The organism is Variovorax sp. EBFNA2 (assembly GCF_033802765.1).
GTDB lineage: Bacteria > Pseudomonadota > Gammaproteobacteria > Burkholderiales > Burkholderiaceae_C > Variovorax > Variovorax paradoxus_H.
The window spans coordinates 5,501,976-5,521,159 of the sequence record NZ_CP138496.1 but is presented as its reverse complement, the minus strand read 5'-3'; the positions used below and the strand labels follow the sequence as shown (position 1 = coordinate 5,521,159).

The 19,184-nt window shown below is 66.1% G+C and carries 19 protein-coding genes; 6 read left to right on the top strand and 13 right to left on the bottom strand.

What is annotated here, in order from left to right:
- Positions 1-37: 37 nt before the first annotated feature.
- From RZE79_RS25985 to RZE79_RS25930, 12 genes are all read right to left on the bottom strand, one after another.
- Positions 38-481, bottom strand: a complete 444-nt coding sequence (locus RZE79_RS25985) for a DUF3613 domain-containing protein (protein WP_319357433.1) — start codon at positions 479-481, stop codon at positions 38-40.
- Positions 478-1,407 carry a tetratricopeptide repeat protein gene (locus tag RZE79_RS25980; RefSeq protein ID WP_319357432.1) on the bottom strand — a complete coding sequence of 310 codons (930 nt, stop codon included), beginning with the start codon at positions 1,405-1,407 and terminating at the stop codon, positions 478-480. The genes RZE79_RS25985 and RZE79_RS25980 overlap by 4 nt, the downstream gene beginning before the upstream one ends.
- Positions 1,404-2,363, bottom strand: a complete 960-nt coding sequence (locus tag RZE79_RS25975) for a type II secretion system F family protein (protein ID WP_319357431.1) — start codon at positions 2,361-2,363, stop codon at positions 1,404-1,406. Before RZE79_RS25975 ends, RZE79_RS25980 begins: the two co-directional genes overlap by 4 nt.
- Positions 2,360-3,373: a type II secretion system F family protein gene (locus RZE79_RS25970; protein WP_319357430.1), complete on the bottom strand. Its 1,014-nt coding sequence runs from the start codon at positions 3,371-3,373 to the stop codon at positions 2,360-2,362. Before RZE79_RS25970 ends, RZE79_RS25975 begins: the two co-directional genes overlap by 4 nt.
- Positions 3,366-4,682 (bottom strand): CpaF family protein, encoded by a 1,317-nt coding sequence (locus RZE79_RS25965; RefSeq protein WP_319357429.1) that lies wholly within the window; start codon positions 4,680-4,682, stop codon positions 3,366-3,368. The genes RZE79_RS25970 and RZE79_RS25965 overlap by 8 nt, the downstream gene beginning before the upstream one ends.
- Before the next feature lie 7 nt (positions 4,683-4,689).
- Positions 4,690-6,021: a histidine kinase gene (locus RZE79_RS25960; RefSeq protein WP_319357428.1), complete on the bottom strand. Its 1,332-nt coding sequence runs from the start codon at positions 6,019-6,021 to the stop codon at positions 4,690-4,692.
- Positions 6,021-7,385 carry a type II and III secretion system protein family protein gene (locus RZE79_RS25955; protein WP_319357427.1) on the bottom strand — a complete coding sequence of 455 codons (1,365 nt, stop codon included), beginning with the start codon at positions 7,383-7,385 and terminating at the stop codon, positions 6,021-6,023. The genes RZE79_RS25960 and RZE79_RS25955 overlap by 1 nt, the downstream gene beginning before the upstream one ends.
- Before the next feature lie 41 nt (positions 7,386-7,426).
- Positions 7,427-8,419, bottom strand: a complete 993-nt coding sequence (gene cpaB / locus RZE79_RS25950; protein ID WP_319357426.1) for a Flp pilus assembly protein CpaB — start codon at positions 8,417-8,419, stop codon at positions 7,427-7,429.
- A gap of 81 nt (positions 8,420-8,500) precedes the next feature.
- Positions 8,501-9,004: an A24 family peptidase gene (locus RZE79_RS25945; RefSeq protein ID WP_319357425.1), complete on the bottom strand. Its 504-nt coding sequence runs from the start codon at positions 9,002-9,004 to the stop codon at positions 8,501-8,503.
- A 42-nt stretch (positions 9,005-9,046) separates the two neighbouring features.
- The gene (locus tag RZE79_RS25940) at positions 9,047-9,232 is read right to left on the bottom strand and encodes a Flp family type IVb pilin (protein ID WP_319361297.1); all 186 of its coding nucleotides are present in this window, start codon (positions 9,230-9,232) and stop codon (positions 9,047-9,049) included.
- 412 nt (positions 9,233-9,644) lie between these two features.
- On the bottom strand, positions 9,645-11,141 hold the full coding sequence (locus RZE79_RS25935) for a murein L,D-transpeptidase family protein (protein ID WP_373696509.1): 1,497 nt from the start codon (positions 11,139-11,141) through the stop codon (positions 9,645-9,647).
- A complete protein-coding gene (locus RZE79_RS25930) occupies positions 11,108-12,283 on the bottom strand; it encodes a tetratricopeptide repeat protein (RefSeq protein ID WP_319357423.1) in 1,176 nt (391 codons plus the stop codon). The genes RZE79_RS25935 and RZE79_RS25930 overlap by 34 nt, the downstream gene beginning before the upstream one ends.
- A gap of 205 nt (positions 12,284-12,488) precedes the next feature.
- Between RZE79_RS25930 and RZE79_RS25925 the strand changes: the two genes are divergently transcribed.
- Positions 12,489-13,493, top strand: a complete 1,005-nt coding sequence (locus tag RZE79_RS25925; protein ID WP_319357422.1) for a tripartite tricarboxylate transporter substrate binding protein — start codon at positions 12,489-12,491, stop codon at positions 13,491-13,493.
- 79 nt (positions 13,494-13,572) lie between these two features.
- Here RZE79_RS25925 and RZE79_RS25920 read toward each other — a convergent pair whose 3' ends face one another.
- Positions 13,573-14,370 (bottom strand): IclR family transcriptional regulator C-terminal domain-containing protein, encoded by a 798-nt coding sequence (locus RZE79_RS25920; RefSeq protein ID WP_319357421.1) that lies wholly within the window; start codon positions 14,368-14,370, stop codon positions 13,573-13,575.
- Between the two features lie 137 nt (positions 14,371-14,507).
- Here RZE79_RS25920 and RZE79_RS25915 point away from each other — a divergent pair, with 137 nt between their 5' ends.
- The 5 genes from RZE79_RS25915 to RZE79_RS25895 are packed head-to-tail and all read left to right on the top strand — an operon-like array spanning position 14,508 to position 19,139.
- Entirely contained in the window at positions 14,508-15,209 is a 702-nt protein-coding gene (locus RZE79_RS25915; RefSeq protein WP_099792811.1) for a 3-oxoacid CoA-transferase subunit A, read from the top strand.
- Positions 15,206-15,853 (top strand): 3-oxoacid CoA-transferase subunit B, encoded by a 648-nt coding sequence (locus RZE79_RS25910; protein WP_319357420.1) that lies wholly within the window; start codon positions 15,206-15,208, stop codon positions 15,851-15,853. Before RZE79_RS25915 ends, RZE79_RS25910 begins: the two co-directional genes overlap by 4 nt.
- Before the next feature lie 30 nt (positions 15,854-15,883).
- The gene (gene pcaF / locus RZE79_RS25905) at positions 15,884-17,089 is read left to right on the top strand and encodes a 3-oxoadipyl-CoA thiolase (RefSeq protein WP_319357419.1); all 1,206 of its coding nucleotides are present in this window, start codon (positions 15,884-15,886) and stop codon (positions 17,087-17,089) included.
- A complete protein-coding gene (locus tag RZE79_RS25900; protein WP_319357418.1) occupies positions 17,089-18,066 on the top strand; it encodes a tripartite tricarboxylate transporter substrate binding protein in 978 nt (325 codons plus the stop codon). The genes pcaF and RZE79_RS25900 overlap by 1 nt, the downstream gene beginning before the upstream one ends.
- Before the next feature lie 59 nt (positions 18,067-18,125).
- Positions 18,126-19,139, top strand: a complete 1,014-nt coding sequence (locus tag RZE79_RS25895) for a tripartite tricarboxylate transporter substrate binding protein (protein WP_319357417.1) — start codon at positions 18,126-18,128, stop codon at positions 19,137-19,139.
- The last annotated feature ends 45 nt before the right edge of the window (positions 19,140-19,184 follow it).

Below are 19,184 nucleotides of genomic sequence, written 5' to 3'. Positions count from 1 at the left end.
TGTGACGTGTGAGCGGGGCGGGAGAAGCGGGGCCTTGCTACTTGCCGCCGCTGGACGTCTTCACCGTCGAGCTCATCCGCTCAGGAATCGGAAACTCGAAGCTCTTCAGGTACCGCTCATAGCTGCGGCCAGCAACGGCTCCCGCGATGGGCCGCGCCGTCCGCGAGGCGATCTCGCCGCTGCGTTGCCAGGCGAACAGGCTCAACGTAGCGTCGCCGACCTGGGGGGAAAGAAGATCGAAGGCCTCTTGCTCTTCCGCTGCCGCCGGGACGTCTTGCGCCAGCTGCGATGGGGACGCAGGTCCGGCGTGAGCGGTTCCGGTCGCCGTTACCGCAGATGTCTGACTGAGCGCGGCGTTACCTTGAGGAGCGCTTGTGCTGGCGGTCTGCGCTGCGGCTGCCGCCGTTACGAAGAAAAAGGCCGTGGCCAGCGCGCAGGCGGACAGCGTGGAAAGCCGGTGGGCAAGCTCGTTGTGGTTCATGGTGTCCCTCGTGGTGAAGTCGGGTTCGGTGAAAGAGGTGTGTCTGCGGCCGAGACGGGCGGATTCAGCTGGGTGGCAGTGCGTACGCCGCCCATGCCAGCCCAGCGGGTGGGCTTGAGTGCAAGCGGCAAGGGGGCTATCGGCTCATCGCGCGGCAGCATCGCAGACGCCGGTGCCGTGGCGGCCGAATTCCCTGCTGCTGCAGCCCGCATCTGCAGCGCAGCCGCGCGCACGGCGGCGCGCGTGGCTTCAGGCATGCGGTTCGAATCCATCAGGGCCGTGGCTTGTTCCTGTTGATGCGTGGCCTCGAGGTAGAGCGCCACGTTGGCCTGTGCCTGCTTGCTGTCGGGCTGCAATTGCAGGGACTGCATCAGCGGCAGGCGTGCCTCCTCAGGCTGGCCGGCGCGCAGGCTCGCATAACCAAGGTCGCTGAGCAACAAGGCATCAGTCGGGGTGCGGCGCTGTGCCTGCTTGAACAGTTGCACTGCCTCTGCGTAGTGGCCGCGTGCACCGGCCAGCAGGCCCAAGCCCCTGTAGCCCGCGCTCTCCTGCGGCGTGTTCAGCAAGCGTTTGTAGGCGGCTTCGGCAGGCTCAGGTTGGCCGGTCTGGCGCAGCGCGTCCGCGCGTACACGGGTGGAGTCGGGCGTGATGCCCCAGCGTTGCTCCAGGGCGTCGATGTGCGCAAGCGACGCGAACCACAGGCCCTGTTGCTGCATCTGGCCGACGACCTTGAGATAGGTCGCCTGGGTGTCGATATTGGCGCTGCTTTTCGTTTCGCTGGCGGCCTCGAAGGCTTGCCGCTGCTGGGCGTCTTCGCCCGCTGCGTAGTGGTCCTTGGTTGCGCCACACCCGGCAACTGCCAGAGCCAAGCCCATGGTCATGGATGCCCAGACGATGCGTACAGATGGGTTGAAGAATGCGCTCATTGGCCGACGCTCCCCAAGGCACGGAAGATGGCGATGAAGCCAGGACCTGCAGTCACGATCAGCAACGCGGGCAGGAGCGTGATGACCATGACGCCGGTCATCTTCACAGTGATCTTCCCGATGCGCTCTTTCATTTCCGAGCGGCGATGCTCGCGAAGGCGATCGCTGAAAGCGCGCAGCGGCTCCTGGACCGCGCCGCCATGGCGGTCGACTTGGACCAGCAGTGCAACCAGGCTGCCCAGGTTTTCATTCTTGTGCAGCGTGGCAAGGCGGTGCAGCGAATGTTCGCGCGTGCGGCCTTGGGCGTATTGCCGATTGGCCAGCGTCAATTCGTACCCCAGGACGCGCAGCACGTGCGAGAAGTCGCTCGCCATGACCTGCAACCCCTGGTCCAGACTCATACCCACACCCTGCAGTAATCTCAGAAGATCCACAAAGAGCGGCAGCTCTCTGGCGACTTTCGTGCGTCGCCCGGCCGCAACGCGGCCCAGCACCCATTTCGGTCCCATGAAGCCAATCACGAAGAGTGCGGCAAGCACGAGGATGGCGGTGCTCTGCTTGTGCCCTCCGCTCCAGAAAGCAAAGGCCAGCAAGGGCAGCAAAATCGCCAGTAGCACGCGCGTGACGAGGAAGATCAACTGGGCACGCTGGGAAGGCAGCCCGCATTGATCAATGAGGTTGCGGTCCTCGTCAGCAACGAAGGCCCGTCCGAGGCGCGAATTCAGCCAGTGGAATGGCAGTTCGACGTCGGCCTTGTACTGGCCACCGAACTCCGAGTCGACTTCGGTGGTGCCTATGGCCGATGACACCGTGCCTTGGTGAATCGCCTTGCCGATCGCGTGACCGCTGCGCACACGACGCAATTCCGACGCAATCAACGTGCCGGCCGCCACAAGCAGCCCGAGCGCCAGTAGCCCCAAGCTGATGGCTGTCAACGCACTGGGTGTCAGCATCATGTGATCCTCGCAAGTCGGTACAGCAGCAGGCCGCCCAGTGCTTGAAGTCCAAAGCCCGTGAGGACGAGCATCCGGCCGGTGTCATCGTTCCACATCCCGAGAAAGTAGCTTGGGTTGTTCATGATCATGAAGGCGCCCACACTCACAGGCAGTAGCCCCAGAATCCAGGCCGACAGCCGCGTCTCCGATGACATCGCCACCAGCTCGTGCTCGGCCTGTTCGCGATCGCGCATGAAGTTGCTCACGCGTTCGAGCAACAGGTCGGCGCGTCCGCCGTAGCGCACGCCCAGCCCGAGGATCGAGGCGAGAAGGAACATCTCCTCGACGCGCACGTTGGTGGCGGTCTGGTGCAATGCCTTGTCTAGATCCACGCCCGCACGCACCAAGGCGGCCGAGCGTTCCAGATGGCCGCGCAGTGGCTCCTGCGTGCTGCCGATGGCAAGCTGGAAGGCCGCCTGCGTCGAATTGCCGATAGTAATCAGACGAACCATCGCATCGATGTAGCCCGGCAATTGGCCCACCAGCTTGCGGCGCATCTTCTGCAACCGAAGCCAGACGCCGAAAGTGCCGGCCAGCGCGAGCAGCACCAGCGCGGCGAATGCGGCAAGCCAGCCACCGAACAAGCCGGCGACCAGCGACAGCGCCACAACGGCGACCAAGCCGAGAACGAGCACTTGAGCTTCGACCACGCCTACCAGCCATCCGGGCATCGCCCGGTCAAGCCAGCGTTTGGGCCGAGCGGCCGCAGCGGCCGTGGCCTCGGTCTCGAGCCACGGGTCGGTGGTCAGTCCGGAGACGACGCTGCTCATCGGTACGGTTGCCCGCGCGGGCAGCATCGCGGAGAATGCCGCTGGTGCTGACGCGCCCGTTCCCGCCCGGATTTGTTGATCGAGATGCCGCCCGACGGCGTGTTGCGTCTGGCGCTTCCTTGCCCATTGCCACAGGAGCAGCCCGCTCGCCGCCAGCAGCAGTGCAGCGACGGCGACACCAAGCAGCATGACCTCACGCACGGGGCTCCCCCTGCTGCGAGCGCGCGAGCGACTGGCGGAACCGCGTGATCTTCGGGGAGTGCGGCGCGATGCCCAGTGACACCCAGCGGTCGCGTTCTTCGCCGTCCGGCGACACGACTGGCTCGTAGCGATACAGCTCCTGCATCGCCACCACGTTGTCATTCACGCCCGTCACTTCGCTCAGCGAGATGATGCGGCGCTGGCCGTTCGACATCCGCCCGATCTGCACGATGAAGTCGATCGCACTGGCAATCTGGCGTCGCAGGCTCACTTCGCTGCCTTGATAGCCTGCAAAGCCTGCCAGCATTTCGAGGCGATAGAGGCACTCGCGAGGCGAGCTGGCGTGGATGGTTCCCATCGAGCCTTCGTGGCCGGTGTTCATGGCCTGCAGCATTTCGATGACTTCGGCGCCACGCACTTCGCCGACGATGATCCGGTCGGGCCGCATCCGTAGGCTGTTGCGCAGGAGGTCGCGGATCGACACCACGCCCGTGCCATCGAATCCGCCGGGGCGGCTTTCGAGGCGCACCACGTGACTTGTACTGAGTGAGAGTTCGGCCGTGTCTTCGATGGTGATCACGCGCTCGCGCGAGGGAATGAAGCTGGCGAGCGCGTTGAGCAGCGAGGTCTTGCCCGAGCTGGTGCCGCCACTTACTAGCACGTTGCAGCGTGCGCGCACCGCGATCTCGAGCAGCTGCGCCATGCCGGCATCGAAGGTGCCGAGCTTCACCAGGTCTGCGGGAGTCAGAGGCTCCTTGCGGAACTTGCGGATCGAGACCGAGAGGCCGTCGATGGCCAGCGGCTCGATGATGACGTTGATGCGTCCCCCGTCGGGCAGGCGCGCATCGACCATCGGGTTTGATTCGTCGAGCCGGCGCCCCAGTGGTGCCAGGATACGACGCACGATGCGCATGACGTGTTCGGAATCGGCAAAGCGCAGGGTCTCGCGTTCCAGCATGCCGTGCCGCGACACATAGACGTTCTGGTAGCCGTTGATAAGGATGTCTTCGACCGCAGGATCGTTGAGCAGGTCTTCCAGCGGGCCGAAGCCGGCCAGCTCCTTGGTCAGCGCATCGGCGATGAGCTGCATCTCGCGGTCGTTGATCGGCACGCGGCGCAAGCGCACGAAGCTGTCGACCTCCAGTTCGACGAACTGCTGGATCGACGCGCGCGACCAGCGGCCGAACTCCGCACCGAGCTCTTCAATGCGGCTCAGCAGATGATCGTGCGTCCAACTCTTGATGTCCTGGAACTGTTGGGAGTTGATGAACGCCTGGTCGTCGTCGGCAAATTCAATATCGGTGGACATGGGCTGTTCAACCTTGGGTAGGGCTCTTCCGGAAGCCGGTGATCTTCGACATCAGCGTCGAAGTCCAGCGCGTGGCTCCGAGTGGGGCGGGCACAGAGCCTGTCGTGCACTCTTGATGCAGGCTGCGCGCGAGGCCGGTCACGGCCTGTGAATAGGGGTCGTTGCGCGCGATGCGAACCAGCATCTCGCCGCGACTTGCGGCGCCGAGCAATTGGGCGCTGCGCGCTGGCAACACATGGCGAAGTGGCAATTCAAGCCGTTCGGCGATGTCCTTGGGCGACAGCCCCACATGGCTGTCGAACTTGTTGACGACGAGTGACAGCTGGTCGGTTTCGATACCGCGCGTCCGCAATTCCTTGAGCATGGTTGCGGTGGACACGATGGCGCCGATGCTCTGATCGCACACGACCCAGGCGCGTTGGGCTTCCTTTACCGTCTGCGCCACGAAGTCGATGGTCGAGAAGCCGCCGAGGTCGGCAATCTGGAAATCGAAGAAGTCGCCCAGCCGCTTGATCAATGCGACCGATTCCGCGTGCGAGATCTCGCGCACCTGCGCAAGACTTGCTGGCAACGGCAGCACGGCGATGCCGCTGGCGTGATGGGCGAGGGCGGTGTGCAGCAGTGTCTGGTCGAGGCGGCGCAGGTTGCGCACGCCATCGACGAAGCTGAAGCTGCTCTGAGTGTCGAGGTAGAGCAGTCCGTCGCGTGCAGGCAGGCCCAGGTCGAGCAGGGCGACGCCATGTCGCGCGCTGCGGCCCGGGGTCTTTGCCGGCGCCTGCGCCGGCTGGGCCAGTTGGTCGTGGAGCGCGATCGACAAGCTGGCCGCGAGCGTGGTCACGCCGATGCCCGGCCGGGCACCGAGCAGCGCGATGGTGTTTCCGCGGGTGCCACTCGAAAGGGTGCTGCGGCGGTCGAGCAGCTTGCGCAGCGTGCTGGCTGCATCGGTCTGCGGTGCGGCGATGTCGATGAAATCGTCCACACCGGCACGCAGTGCGGCCAGCATCGAGGCCGGCTCGGCCGAAACGCCCGTTGCCAATACCGGCAGCTCGGGCCAGTCGCGCTTGAGGTGTTGATGCAACTCGCTCGCTGCCCGGGCGTGGTCGCCGGAGAAGTCGAGAAAGACGGCTGCGGGGCTGAGCAGGGCGATGCGCTCGCCGACCAACTTGGTGTCGGGCGGCAGAACCACCACGGCGCCCTGTCTGCCGAGCGCATCGGTCAGCCAGGTGATGTGGCCGTCGTGAGGCGAGGCGAAGAGGTAGGTCTCTGCGCCAGTCTCTGGAAGCGGGTCGCGTGGGGCATTCATGGCGTCGGCCACGGGTGTTCGGTCGCTGGTGTCCATCAACGGGAGAAGCCTGGCACCGCCGTGCCAGAGGCCGGCCCCAGGAGATGGGCGCGCCACACAGGGCCATCGCGCTGCTCGGCGCCGCCGGGCAGGTACGGGGCGAGGTCGGTGTTGCGCGCAATCGGCTTCACCAAGTGTGGGGTGACGAGAATGACCAGTTCTTTCTCGTTCATCTGGTACCTGTTCTGCTTGAAGAACGTACCGATCACCGGAATGTCGCCGAGCAGTGGTACCTTGTCCGCATTCGAGGTGGTGTTGCGGCTCACGAGGCCGCCGATGATGAAACTCTCGCCGTCGCCGAGCTCGACCGTGGTGTCGGCACGGCGCGTGCTGATGGCCGGGACCGCAACGCCGCCGATGCTCAGTGAGTTGGTGTAGTCGAGATCGCTGGCTTCTGGTGCCACCTTGAGCACGATGCGATCGTTCGACAGCACCGTGGGCGTGACCGTGAGGCCGATGCCGAAAGGCTTGTATTCGATGCTCGTGGTGCCCAGGCCCTGCGGCGCGGGCACCGGCAGTTCGCCGCCGGCCAGGAAGCTCGCGCTCTGGCCAGACAGCGCTACCAGCGTGGGCTCGGCGAGCACGCGTGCCATGCCGTTGCCTTCGAGGAATCCGACATTCAGTCCGATACCGGCCTTGCCGAAGTTGAACAGCAGGCTGAAGGCTTGGGCGAGCGGGTTGGCGTAATCGCCGCTGATGCTTCCATCCGATGCGAAAGACGCGGACCTCAGTGACGCCGGCGTGAAGGAGCCGAAGCTGAATCCATTGGAATTGGCACGCGTGCTGAAGATGTTGAGGCCCGCCTGCTTGAGCACGCTGCGGTTGAACTCGACGACCTTGACCTCGACCTGCACGGTGTTGCTGCGCACGTTGACGACGGAGCGGTCGACCAGCACGGCTTTTTCTCCGCCGGCGGCCAGCGCTGCATCTCGCGCTTCCTGGTGCGCGGTCAAGCTGTCGAGCGTGCCGGTGAGTGTCGAGGCGCGCCTACGCACTTCGAGCGCGTACACCATGGCGGTCGATTGGCCCTTTTCCCAGAGCATCAGCGTGGTCCGGCCGGCAGCCTTGCCGGTCACGATCAGGCGCGCAGCCGGGGAGCTCGAAGATTGACGCGTGAGAGCCACTCCGGCGACCGCTTCGTCGGCAATGGCCATGCGCTCGATGCCCTTCGGAATCAGCAGTTCCTTCTGCGTGCCGGCGTCGACGCGGAATTGGATCGGCGCGCCCGAAGCGACGGCTTGCGCATTGGCTACCGAGGACGCAACAGGCCAGACGCCGGGTGTCAGCAAGCACAGCGCCACGAAGGTCGGGCGCAGGGTATGGACCGGAGCGTTGGGTTTCACGCGAGGAGGATGCGTCATGGTGTTTTTTTCGTGCGGGGCGTGCATGGGCGTGGCACGGATCAGTAGTGGATGGTTTCGCTGCGGTCGCCGCGAATGACCTCGACCGAGAGTCCGCTGCGGCTGCCACCGGCGCCGGCTGCAGCCGCGGGCCGTGCCGCGGCGAGGGGCGTGCGCAGGGCGCTTGGCTTGCCGCCGGTCACGAAATCGGCGGCAGTCAGGCCGGCTTGGGCGCGATCCAGGCCTTCGAGCGGCGCGCGCGGCGCTTCGCCACGCTTTGGCGATGCTGGCTGTAGGGCTGTGGGCAATTCGGCAAAGAGCTTCGGATCGGGCTCCGACATGTCGGTGGGATTGCGTAGCGCCAGCAGCAGTCGGCCGCTGTTCTCCGCGAGTGTCAGGCGGTTGACGTCGTCTAGCGGCACTGCGAGCACGGCCGTGCGTGCGGTTTCGGCGCGTTGTTGCTGCGCCTGCGGGTTGCCGTTCTTATCGGTCTTGGAGGGCAGGCCGTCAACCGATGCGCTGCCGAAGGCCAACACACGCTTGCGCGACAGCAGTAAGCGCGACTGGCTGCGATCGATGTCCTTGCTGTCGGACTTCAGCATCAGGAACACGTCGACGAAGTCACCGGGCTGGACCTTGTTGCCCACGCCCATGACCTCGTCAGCTTTGATAGCGACGGCGCGCTCGCCTTCGGCAACGCGCAAGGCAAGGCCGGAAACCAGCTGGCCTTCGAGCAGGGGCGAGCCTTCACCGAGGTCGATCACCGGGACGCGGCCGGCGAGGGGCGCAGTCTCTTTGAAGGCTCCCGCAGGATTGATCGTCAGCTGCTCCACGCGCAGGGCATCGGCCGGGATCGCCTGGCCAGCTGGCAGCGGCTTGACAGCGATGACTACCGGGAAGGTCTGAGCCTGTGATGCCTTGGCAGGCGCAGCGCCGGAGGTTGCGCTTGCAGGCGGCGGAGGCGGTGCCTTGCGGCTGAGAACCCATGCATAGCCTCCGAGTGCGAGAGCCAGAAGCACGAGGATGGCGGCGACGATTTTGGTGAGGTTGATCATGGGCGGCGAACTGAAGGAAGGGAGCAAGCATTCATGATGAAGAGATGAAGGGCCTGCGAGTCGGGTCAGAGCTAGTTGTGGCTAGCTCTGTCGCCCCCAAACCATCCACGCCGCAGCGGCCAACGCGAGATAGGCCGCATAGGGAATGATGCGAGGCCGGCGGGTAGACGCACCGGATTCGAGCGTTCGCGATGGGCCTAAAAGCATCAAGGTGAGTCGTGGGGAAAAAGGCCAGCGCTTGAGGGCCAACCAGAGGACGCTGTGAGCGCCAGCGATCAGACTGGCGATGATCCAGATCGGCACCAGCGCCGACAGGCCGACCCACAGTCCGAGGGCGCCTGCGAACTTCACGTCGCCTGCTCCCATAAGACCAACGGCGTAGAAGCACAGGAGAAAGCAAAAGCCCACTGCGGCGCCAATACCCGCCTCTGACCATCCGATGCCGAACGGTTGCACCTCAAGGGCCAGTGCTGCCAGCGCAGCCAAGGCGCCGGACAGCACAAGCCAGTTGGGGGCACGGCGCTGGTGGAAGTCATAAGCAGCAACGAGAAGAAGCCACAGTAACCAAAATGACGTCAACGTCATGATTTGTGTGCGGCTCCGTGCGCTTTGCCTAGTGCCTGCTTATCAGACGGGTGGAGTCGTGGGGGGGTTAATTTTTGCGGAAATTTTGCCAAAGAGAGCAGACAAGTCCGTGCCGAGAGTGCCCAAAGTAGCGGCAATTGCGATGGAAACCAATCCAGCAATCAATCCATATTCAATCGCAGTGGCACCCTCTTCATCGCGCAGAAAACGAGTAATAGAACTAAGCATGGTGATCTCCTGAAAGGAAGTGTTAACAAAGGCTGGCACGGTGGATGTTATACAGCGTAACTCCGTGTATCAAGGGCAGAAACACATGGGATTGAGTCCCGGATGTGCTACTCGGAGGGGTAAAGCAGGAAAACGGCCAGCCTCGTTCGGCCCCCACAACGGGGCAGAAAAGGTCACTTATTCACAGTGTGGAGATGTTCGTTTCCCTCTGTAAACCGCATGCACACTGGCATGGACGAGGGGAACGCGTTACGGGCGAGGGAACGTCCGAAAGTTGAGTGTTACGGGAACACGCCCGTTACGTGTTACGTAGCGGGGTACCCAGGAGTGCAATTTGTAACGCTCGACAAGGTGGCCCTGTTTGGGCAATAAATCACACTTTTGGGGCCGAGACCCCTTCGGTGATGGGGCCTCAGCCCAGGATTTCTTCGTGGAAGAGCTTCCACTCACCCGCTTGGCGGAGCCAGTACTGGCGGCGGGTTCGGCCGTTCTTCTCGCCCTCGAACACCTCGCCGAAGGTGGCGACCATGGTGTCCTCGGTGTCGCGCCAGTGGAGGTACGACACGTCCTTGATTTGCACTCGTTTACCTTGTGCGTAGGTCAATTCGTCGCGGAGCACCGAATTGGCATCGACGGGCTTCCGGCTGGCGCGCTGGAAATCCGGCAAATAGAACTTCTTCAATTGCGCTTCATTGCCGCTGGCACGTGCGTCTTTCCAGGCGGCAATTGAATCGGCGAATTTCTTTTCTTCTTTTTCGGCCTGCGGCTGCGAAATCCATTGCAGGCTGCGCGCGGTGACGACGGGCGTGGCGCCGATCTGCACCTTGCGCAGCAGCTGCTTCAAGTCGGGGTTGGCCATGACGACGCAGCCGTCGCTGGCGAGCGGCGCCCGCGCAAACTGCTGGGGCGGGGTGCCGTGCAGCCAGATGCCACTGCCGGTCTTGCCGCGCCGCACGTCGTACGGGTTGGGGTAGTTGATGGGCAGGGCGCCGGCGCCGTAGAAGTCTTTGAGCGAGCGCGGGTCGAGGCTGCTGGTGATGTAGTACACGCCCAGCGGGGTGCGCGCGTCGCCTTCGACGGCCTTGTCGGTGCCCGACTTGCCGACCGAAATGTAGTAGTCGGCGACGAGCTTCATGCCCTTGTCGGAGTTCTCGAACAGGTACAGCCGCGAGCGCGACGCATCGACGGCAATGGCGAAGCGGCTGCGGGTTGAGAGGGTGAGGAACTGCGAGGGCACGGTGCCGGCGGGCGGGCGTTCGCGCAGGGCCTGCAGGCGGCGGCGCGATTCCTCGTGCAGCTCGACCATGGCCGGGTTGCCGCGCAGGCGCGCGATGCCGGCGGTGTCGGGCATGGCGTTCGACGGCGGCACCTGCGCTGCGAGCAGGTCGCCGTACACCAGCTGCGCGAGCTGGAAGTTCGGGTGGTCGCGCACGAGGGTCTGGGCCTTGGCCAGCGCCTCGCGGCTCTTGCCGCGGCCGAACAGCTCGTAGACGGCGATCAGGCGCGCCTCGGCGCCGTTGGCTTCCTGGAGCGGCGCGGCTGCTCTTGCGGACTTGCGGGCCGGGCGCGCGGCGCCTTGGCTGTCCGCCACGGGGGACCGCTTGCCCTTGGCTTGCAGCTGCGTCTTGCTCGCACCGCTGCCGGCTTTGCTGGCCCGCGCTTCCTTGGCAGACGCCCGACTGCCGCCGGCCTTGGCGCTCTTCGCGCTGCCGGCCTTGGCGGTCTTGCTGCTGGTGCTGTTGTTGTTGGCTGCGAGCGCGGCGCCGGGCGTGGCCAGCAGAAGCGCAGAGGCGGCCATCAAGGCCGCGAGCAGTTTCCCGCTCCGCAGCGGGAACGGGAGGGGCTGAAGCCGGCCTTGCCGGACGATGTCTGCCACTAGCCGCCGACGCTTTCCTTGCGAATGTGCCACTGGTTGCCAGAGCGTTGGAGCTCGAGCGTCTTACGGCTCGCGATGTTGAGGTTGTCGGCGCGGTAGACCTGGCGGAACTTGGCGGTGGCGGTCTGTCCGTCGACCTTGATCGCGAGGTTCTCGAGGTTCACGCTGATGCTGGACTTGCCGACGATGCGGGCGCGGCGGTCTTCTTCCCAGGCCTTGCGGCTCTGTCCGCCGGCGGGCGCGAAGTCGCTGCCGTAGGCGGCGAGGTAGCGGTCCATGTCCTGGCTGGCCCAGGCCGAGGCCCAGCCGCGCACGACGGCTTCGATCTCGGCGGTGGAAGCCGGCGCAGCGGCAGGTGCCGGTGCGGGAGCTGGTTCAGGCGTCTTGGCAACCGGTGCGGGCGCTGCCGCCACCTTGACGGGCGGTGCGACAGGCGCGGCGGCGGGTGCCGGCGCTGGTGCGGGCGGGGGCGCCTTGGCAACGGGCGCAGGTGCGGGCACGGGAGCCGGCGCCTTGGCGACCGGTGCGGGCGCAGGCGCCGGCGTGGGTGCCTTCGCAGCCGGAGCGGGTGCGGGCGTCGTCGTGGCCGATGCCACGAGGGTCGAGCCGCCCTTCGAACCGGCCGTCGGCGTGGTCGTGAAGAGCGAGCGGATCACGGCCAGCTTGGGCTGCACCGCGGTGTTGTTCTGGTCGAGCTGTAGCGCCTTGCTGTAGGCCTGGCTGGCCAGCCGCGCGTACACATCGCCGAGGTTTTCCTGGGCGGTGGCGTAGCTGGGGTTGGTGCGAATGGCGCTTTCGAGGGCGTTGCGGGCCTTGTCGAACTGGTTCTGGCTCGCGTAGATGACGGCGAGGTTGTTGAACGGTTCGGGCAGCTCGGGCGCGTCTTGCGTGAGCTGCGTGAAGGCGGCGATGGCCTCGGCGCGCTTGCCGGTGTCGAGCTGGATCACGCCCTTCAGGAAGCGCATCTGCGGATCGCGGGGCTTGTCCTTGAGGAAGGCGTCGGCCTTGGTCATGGCTTCGTCGAGCTTGCCGGCCTGCATCAGGCGGTCGACGTCCTCGTGTTCGGTCGCGGCCAGCGCGGGGAGCGTGGTGCCACAGGCCGCAACGGCCAGGAGCAGGGCGCGCACGGTGGGGGAGAAGCTGAAGCGGGCGCGAGGCCTGGGGCTCTTGGGCATTGCGGACAAGACCTCGTGGTAGGGGAAGGGGAATGCGGCAGGCATTGTAAATGCGCCCGTCACCTCTGGATACCAAGCTGACAAGGCCGTCGAACGGCCCTATTCACAGTTGTGCCGAACTTGTGCGCCGCAGCATCATCATGTAACGTATCGTAAGCAAAATACACGTGTTTACCCTGATTTTTCTATCCCTTTGGAGTCCGTCTTGAAGATCACCAAACGCCGCCTGCTCGAAGGCGGCGCTGCAGCCATTGCCAGCTCGCTGTTCACTCCGGCCTCGTGGGCCCAGCGCGCCGCAGGCGGCGATGCCGCCTGGCCGACCAAGCCCGTGCGCATCCTCGTGGGCTTTCCGGCGGGTGCCTCGCCCGACCTGGCGGCGCGCGCCATCGCGGAGCCGCTCTCGAAGATCCTGCGCCAGCCGGTGACGGTGGAGAACAAGCCCGGTGCCAGCGGCAACCTCGTGGCCGCCGAAGTGGCCAAGGCCACGGACGACCACACGATCGGCGCACTGATCAACGGCAACCTCACGATCGCCAAGCTGCTGAACCCGTCGCTGGGTTTCGACCCCGAAAAAGACTTCGCGCCCATCGGTCTCATCGGCACGGCGCCGCTGGTGCTGGTGGTGTCGGGCAGCGCCGCGGGCAAGTCGGCGGCCGACCTGTTGTTGTGGGTGCGCAACCTGGGCAGCGGCGGCAAGTACGGCACGCCGGGCGTGGGCACCGTGGGCCATCTGGGCATGGAGCTGCTCAAGAGCCGCGCCGCCATCACCGCGCAGCACAAGCCCTACACCGGCAACCCGCAGGTGATCGCCGGCATCCTCGCGGGCGAGATCCAGCTGGCGCTGCTGCCGCCCGGTTTGGCGATGCCGCACGTGAAGTCGGGCAAGCTCAAGGCCATCGGCGTGACCTCGCCCGAGCGCAGCCCGCTGGTCAACGAACTGCCGACGATCCGCGACGCCGACGTGCGCGGCGCCGACCTCGAGATCTGGACCGCGCTCGCCGCGCCCGTGAGCATGAAGCCGGCGGCCGTGGCCAGGCTCAATGCCGCGCTGGTCGAAGTGATCAGTTCGCCCGAGGTGAGCGAGGCGCTGCTGAAGACCGGCTGGCAGGCGCAGCCCGGTTCGCCCGACACGCTGGCCAAGCGCATGCGCGCCGACACGACACGCCTGGGCGGCGTGATCATCATGAAAGGCATTCGCTCCGAGGCCTGATGCCTTGCTCCCTCTCCCTCTGGGAGAGGGTTGGGGTGAGGGCGCGACGGCCTTCACTTGATGTCGGCCTTGCTCTTTCCTAAAGCAGCGCCGACACCTGCTTCGCCGCATCGATCAGCGCCGGCAGCATCGTCTCCTGCATCACCTTCGCACTCGTGCGATTCGCCTGCCCGCTGATGTTCAGCGCGGCCACCATGCGGCCCTGCCGGTTCACGATGGGCGCGGCCACGGAGATCAGGCCTTCTTCCAGCTCCTGGTTCACCAGGCACCACTGCTGCTTGCGTGCCTGCGCCACCTTGGCCATGAGCGCTTCGATGTCGGTCACGGTGTGCTTGGTCAGCAGCTCGAGGTTCGAGGCCTCGAGGCGCGCGCGCACCTCGTCGTCACTCAAGTCGGCCAGCAGCAGGCGGCCCAGCGACGTGCAGTACGCCGGCAGCCGTGAGCCCACGCCCAGGCTGATGCGCATGATCTTCTGCGTCGGCACGCGCAGCACGTAGACGATGTCGGTCGCGTCGAGCACGGCGGCCGAGCACGACTCCTGCACCTGCTGCACCAGCGCTTCCATCACCGGCTCGGCGCGGTTCCAGATCGGCATCGACGACAGGTAGGCAAAGCCCAGGTCGAGGATGCGCGGCGTGAGCGTGAAGAGCTTGCCGTCGGTCACCACGTAGCCCAGCGTCTGCAGCGTGAGAAGAATGCGCCGCGCCCCCGCACGCGTGAGGCCGCTGCCGGCCGCCACCTCGCTCAGGGTCTGGTGCGGCGCGCTCGCGCTGAACGAGCGAATCACTTGCAGCCCGCGCGCAAAAGACTGCACGTAGCTGTCGCCAGGTGCGGGCGTGTCGGCGGTGGAACTGGCGGAAGCGGGGCGGGTTGCCATGGCGAGCGATCCTCTCTAAAATTCATTATACGAACAAAAGTTCTTTAGACGAACAAATTGCAGTTCGCGAGGATTCGTGAATTCGGCAGGCTGTTCGGACCGTTCGGTTTCTTTCTTCACTCCCGGAGACAAGCTTCATGATCAACAAGATCGCGCGCTCGGTCGCCGATGCCCTCGCGGGCATCCAAGACGGCGCCACGGTGCTCATCGGCGGCTTCGGCACCGCCGGCATTCCAGGCGAACTCATCGACGGCCTCGTCGAGCAGGGCGCCAAGGACCTCACGGTCGTCAACAACAACGCAGGCAACGGAGAGACGGGCCTTGCGGCGCTGCTCAAGGCCGGCCGCGTGCGCAAGATCATCTGCAGCTTCCCGCGCCAGGCCGACAGCCAGGTGTTCGACGGCCTGTATCGCAGCGGCAAGCTCGAGCTCGAACTCGTGCCCCAGGGCAACCTCGCCGAACGCATCCGTGCGGCGGGTGCCGGCATCGGTGCCTTCTTCTGCCCCACGGGCTACGGCACGCAGCTCGCAGGCAACCGCGAAACGCGCGAGATCGACGGCAAGCAGTACGTGCTCGAGTACCCCATCCACGGCGACGTGGCGCTCATCAAGGCCGAGCGCGGCGATCGCTGGGGCAACCTGGTCTACCGCAAGGCCGCGCGCAATTTCGGCCCGGTGATGGCCATGGCCTCGAAGAAGACGGTGGCCACCGTGCACGACATCGCCGAGCTCGGCACCCTCGACCCCGAGACCATCGTGACCCCGGGCATCTTCGTGCACCAGGTGGTGCGCATCGAACGTGTGGCCACGCAGGCCGGCGGCTTCAAGAAGGCAGCATGACCATGAGCTACACACGTCGCACCAAGGACCAACTGGCAGCCCGCGTCGCACAAGACATCTTCGACGGCGCCGTCGTCAACCTCGGCATCGGCCAGCCCACGCTCGTGGCCAACCACCTGCCGAAGGGCCGCGAAGTCATCCTGCAGAGCGAGAACGGCATCCTCGGCATGGGCCCCGCGCCCGAGGCCGGCGAAGAAGACTACGACCTCATCAACGCCGGCAAGCAGCCCGTCACGCTGCTGCCGGGCGGCTCGTTCTTTCACCACGCCGACAGCTTCGCGATGATGCGCGGCGGCCACCTCGACATCTGCGTGCTCGGCGCGTTCCAGGTGTCGGCCACGGGCGACCTTGCCAACTGGCACACGGGCGAGAAAGACGCCATTCCCGCCGTCGGCGGCGCGATGGACCTCGCCATCGGCGCCAAGCAGACGTGGGTCATGATGGATCTGCTCACCAAGCAAGGCGCAAGCAAACTGGTGCAGGAATGCACCTATCCGCTGACCGGCATCGGCTGCGTCAAGCGCGTGTACTCCGACCTCGCCACGCTCGAGTGCACGCCGCAGGGCCTGAAGCTCGTCGACCTCGTCGAAGGCCTGAGCCGCGAAGAGCTCGAGACGCTGGTCGGCCTTCCGATCGCCGCCTGATCCGTTCAACCCATTCAAGAGACAACTCACATGACCACCCAAGCCTTCATCTGCGACGCCGTGCGCACCCCCTTCGGCCGTTACGGCGGTTCGCTCAGCAGCGTGCGCACCGACGACCTCGGCGCTGTGCCCTTGCGCGCACTCATCGAGCGCAACAAGAACGTCGACTGGCAAGCGGTAAGCGACGTGCTCTACGGCTGCGCCAACCAGGCCGGCGAAGACAACCGCAACGTCGCGCGCATGTCGGCGCTGCTCGCGGGCCTGCCGATTGAAGTGGGCGGCGGCACCATCAACCGCCTGTGCGGTTCGGGCCTCGATGCACTGGGCACCGCAGCCCGCGCCATCCGCGCCGGTGAAGCCGGCCTCATGATTGCCGGCGGTGTCGAAAGCATGAGCCGCGCGCCCTTCGTCATGCCCAAGGCCGAGAGCGCCTTCAGCCGCAACAACGCGGTGTACGACACCACGATCGGGTGGCGCTTCGTCAACAAGCTCATGAAGGCGCAGTACGGCGTCGACTCGATGCCCGAGACGGCCGAGAACGTGGCGACCGACTACAAGATCGAGCGCGAAGCGCAAGACCTGATGGCGCTGAACTCGCAGTTGCGCGCCGTGGCCTCGCAGAAGTCCGGCTTCTTCGATGCCGAGATCGTTCCGGTCACCGTGCCGCAGAAGAAGGGCGACGCGATCATCGTCAACAAGGACGAGCATCCGCGTGACACCACGCTGGAGGCGCTGGCCAAGCTCAAGCCCATCGTGCGTCCCGACGGCACCGTCACCGCCGGCAATGCCAGCGGCGTGAACGACGGCGCCTGCGCGCTGCTGCTGGCCGACGAAGCCAGCGCCGCCAAGCACGGCCTCACGCCGCGCGCCCGCGTGGTCGGCATGGCCACGGCCGGCGTCGCGCCGCGCATCATGGGCATCGGCCCGGCGCCCGCCACGCAGAAGGTGCTGGCGCTCACCGGCCTCACGCTCGACCAGATCGACGTCATCGAACTCAACGAAGCCTTCGCCGCGCAAGGCCTTGCCGTGCTGCGCCTCTTGGGCCTGAAGGACGACGACGCGCGCGTGAACATCAACGGCGGCGCCATCGCACTGGGCCACCCGCTCGGCGCCAGCGGCGCACGCCTGGCCACCACCGCGGTGAACCAGCTGCACAAGGGCGGCGGCCGCTACGCGCTGTGCACCATGTGCATCGGCGTGGGGCAAGGCATCGCCGTGATCCTGGAACGCGTCTGATGGCTCTCGCCCGACGCGAGCTGCTGCTGGGCCTGCTGGCCGCGGCGGGCCTGCCCACGCATGCGCAGCCGAGCGATGCCAAGCCGATCCGCATCGTCGTGCCGTTCGCGGCCGGCGGCGGCAACGACGTGTTCGCACGCCAGATGGCCAAGGGCCTGGGCGAAGTGCGCAAGTCGGGCGTCATCGTCGACAACAAACCCGGCGCGGGCGGCAACCTCGGCACCGAGCAGGTGGTGCGCAGCACGCCCGACGGCAGCACGCTGCTGCTGGGCCACACGGGCACCGTGTCGATCAACCCGGCGCTGTACAAGGGCCTGAAGTTCGACGCGCGCAAAGACCTGCTGCCCGTGGCCATGTTCGCGTCGTCCGCGCTCGTGCTCGTGGTGCCCGCCGCATCGAAGGTTCGCACCGTGGCCGACCTCGTCAACGAGGCGAAGTCGCGCCCGGGCCTGCTCGACTACGCATCGAGCGGCAGCGGCACCGGCGGCCACCTCACGGGCGAACTCTTCGCGCAGCGCACCGGCGCGAAGATCAATCACATCCCCTACAAGGGCACGAACCCCGCGCTCACCGACCTCGCGGGCGGGCAGGTGCACGTGATGTTCAGCGTCATCCCGCCCGCGCTCGCACTGGTCAAGGGCGGGCGTCTGCGCGCCATCGCCGTCACGGGTGCCAAGCGCCTGCCGTCGCTGCCCGACGTGCCCACCGTGGCCGAGTCGGGCCTGCGCGAACTCGCGGGCTTCGAGAGCACGCTCACCTACGGCATCCTCGCGCCGCGCGGCACGCCCGATGCGTTCGTGAAGACGCTGTCGGCGCAGATGCTGCAGGTGGCGAGCGGTGCCGAGTTCCAGTCGCGGCTCGACGTGGAAGGCGCCGTGCCGCTGCTCGGCGGGCCGGCCGACTACGCCGCGCTCATCGCGAAGGAAAGCGCGCTGTGGGCCGGCATCGTCAAGGCCTCGGGCGCGTCGGTCGACTGACCGGGCGGCTGCGCGCTGCACCCAATCAATCAACGATTTTTAAACCGGAGACTTCCTTCATGTCCTTCTTCCGTTCGTCGCTCTCGCGTCGCGCCATCGCAGCGGCCGCGCTGGCCCTGACTGCCGGCGGCCTCCTGCCGCTGACGGCTTCGGCACAGCAACAAGCTGCAGCCTTCCCGACCAAGCCCGTGCGCATCATCACGCCGTTCCCGGTCGGCGGTGGTCCCGACGGCGTGGCCCGCCTCGTGGCCGACAAACTCTCGCGCGCCTGGGGCCAGCCGGTGGTGGTCGAGAACCGCCCGGGTGGCAACGGCTTCATCGCCATCGACGCCTTCAAGCGCGGCGCAAAAGACGGCCACGACATCGTCGTGCTCGACAACGTGCACCTGGCCGCGTACCCGGCGTTGTTCAAGAAGCTGCCCTACGACGCATCGAAGGACTTCGACGCGCTGCTGCCGCTGTTCAAGACGTATTTCTTCTTCACCGTGGGCACGAACAGCAAGTACAAGACCGTGGGCGACCTCATCGCCGACGCCAAGGCCAACCCCGGCAAGCTCGACTACGGCTCGTGGTCGGTCGGCAACCCGGTGCACCTGGGCTCGGAGCTCTTCGAGTCGGCCACCGGCACGCAGATGGAACACATCATCTACAAGGAAACCACGCAGCTCTACACGTCTGTGGCGACGGGCGAGCTGGCCTTTGCATTGGGCAGCAGCGCCACCGCCGGCCCGCTGCAGCGCGCCAACAAGCTGCGCTTCCTGGCCGTGGCCGCGCCCCAGCGCAACGCCGCCTTCCCCGACGTGCCGACCGTGAGTGAATCGGGCGGCCCGAAGGGCTTCGAGGTCATCGGCTGGAACGCCATTGCCGTGCCCAAGGGCCTGCCGGCTTCGGTGACGGAGAAGATCAAGCGCGACATCGAGAAGGGCCTGGCCGAACCCGACGTGCTGGAGAAGTTCAAGAGCTTCGGCTACGAGCCGTTCCCGACCACGCGCCCGCAGTTCGACCAGTTCGTGGCAACGGAAACGAAGCGCTTCACCGACGTGATCCGCAAGGCGAACGTGTCGCTGGACTGATTGCTCGCGCTCGGCGCACCACCCGCAACGAACAAGGCACCCGCG

Excerpts from the sequence above, each read along its gene's own strand:
- RZE79_RS25975 (WP_319357431.1), bottom strand. The coding sequence starts at position 2,363 with ATGATGCTGACACCCAGTGCGTTGACAGCCATCAGCTTGGGGCTACTG.
- RZE79_RS25980 (WP_319357432.1), bottom strand. The coding sequence starts at position 1,407 with ATGAGCGCATTCTTCAACCCATCTGTACGCATCGTCTGGGCATCCATG.
- RZE79_RS25915 (WP_099792811.1), top strand. The coding sequence starts at position 14,508 with ATGATCAACAAGATCGCGCGCTCGGTCGCCGATGCCCTCGCGGGCATC.
- RZE79_RS25945 (WP_319357425.1), bottom strand. The coding sequence starts at position 9,004 with ATGACGTTGACGTCATTTTGGTTACTGTGGCTTCTTCTCGTTGCTGCT.
- RZE79_RS25920 (WP_319357421.1), bottom strand. The coding sequence starts at position 14,370 with ATGGCAACCCGCCCCGCTTCCGCCAGTTCCACCGCCGACACGCCCGCA.
- RZE79_RS25985 (WP_319357433.1), bottom strand. The coding sequence starts at position 481 with ATGAACCACAACGAGCTTGCCCACCGGCTTTCCACGCTGTCCGCCTGC.
- cpaB (WP_319357426.1), bottom strand. The coding sequence starts at position 8,419 with ATGATCAACCTCACCAAAATCGTCGCCGCCATCCTCGTGCTTCTGGCT.
- RZE79_RS25900 (WP_319357418.1), top strand. The coding sequence starts at position 17,089 with ATGGCTCTCGCCCGACGCGAGCTGCTGCTGGGCCTGCTGGCCGCGGCG.
- RZE79_RS25910 (WP_319357420.1), top strand. The coding sequence starts at position 15,206 with ATGACCATGAGCTACACACGTCGCACCAAGGACCAACTGGCAGCCCGC.
- RZE79_RS25960 (WP_319357428.1), bottom strand. The coding sequence starts at position 6,021 with ATGGACACCAGCGACCGAACACCCGTGGCCGACGCCATGAATGCCCCA.
- RZE79_RS25940 (WP_319361297.1), bottom strand. The coding sequence starts at position 9,232 with ATGCTTAGTTCTATTACTCGTTTTCTGCGCGATGAAGAGGGTGCCACT.
- RZE79_RS25965 (WP_319357429.1), bottom strand. The coding sequence starts at position 4,682 with ATGTCCACCGATATTGAATTTGCCGACGACGACCAGGCGTTCATCAAC.
- RZE79_RS25930 (WP_319357423.1), bottom strand. The coding sequence starts at position 12,283 with ATGCCCAAGAGCCCCAGGCCTCGCGCCCGCTTCAGCTTCTCCCCCACC.
- pcaF (WP_319357419.1), top strand. The coding sequence starts at position 15,884 with ATGACCACCCAAGCCTTCATCTGCGACGCCGTGCGCACCCCCTTCGGC.
- RZE79_RS25895 (WP_319357417.1), top strand. The coding sequence starts at position 18,126 with ATGTCCTTCTTCCGTTCGTCGCTCTCGCGTCGCGCCATCGCAGCGGCC.
- RZE79_RS25955 (WP_319357427.1), bottom strand. The coding sequence starts at position 7,385 with ATGACGCATCCTCCTCGCGTGAAACCCAACGCTCCGGTCCATACCCTG.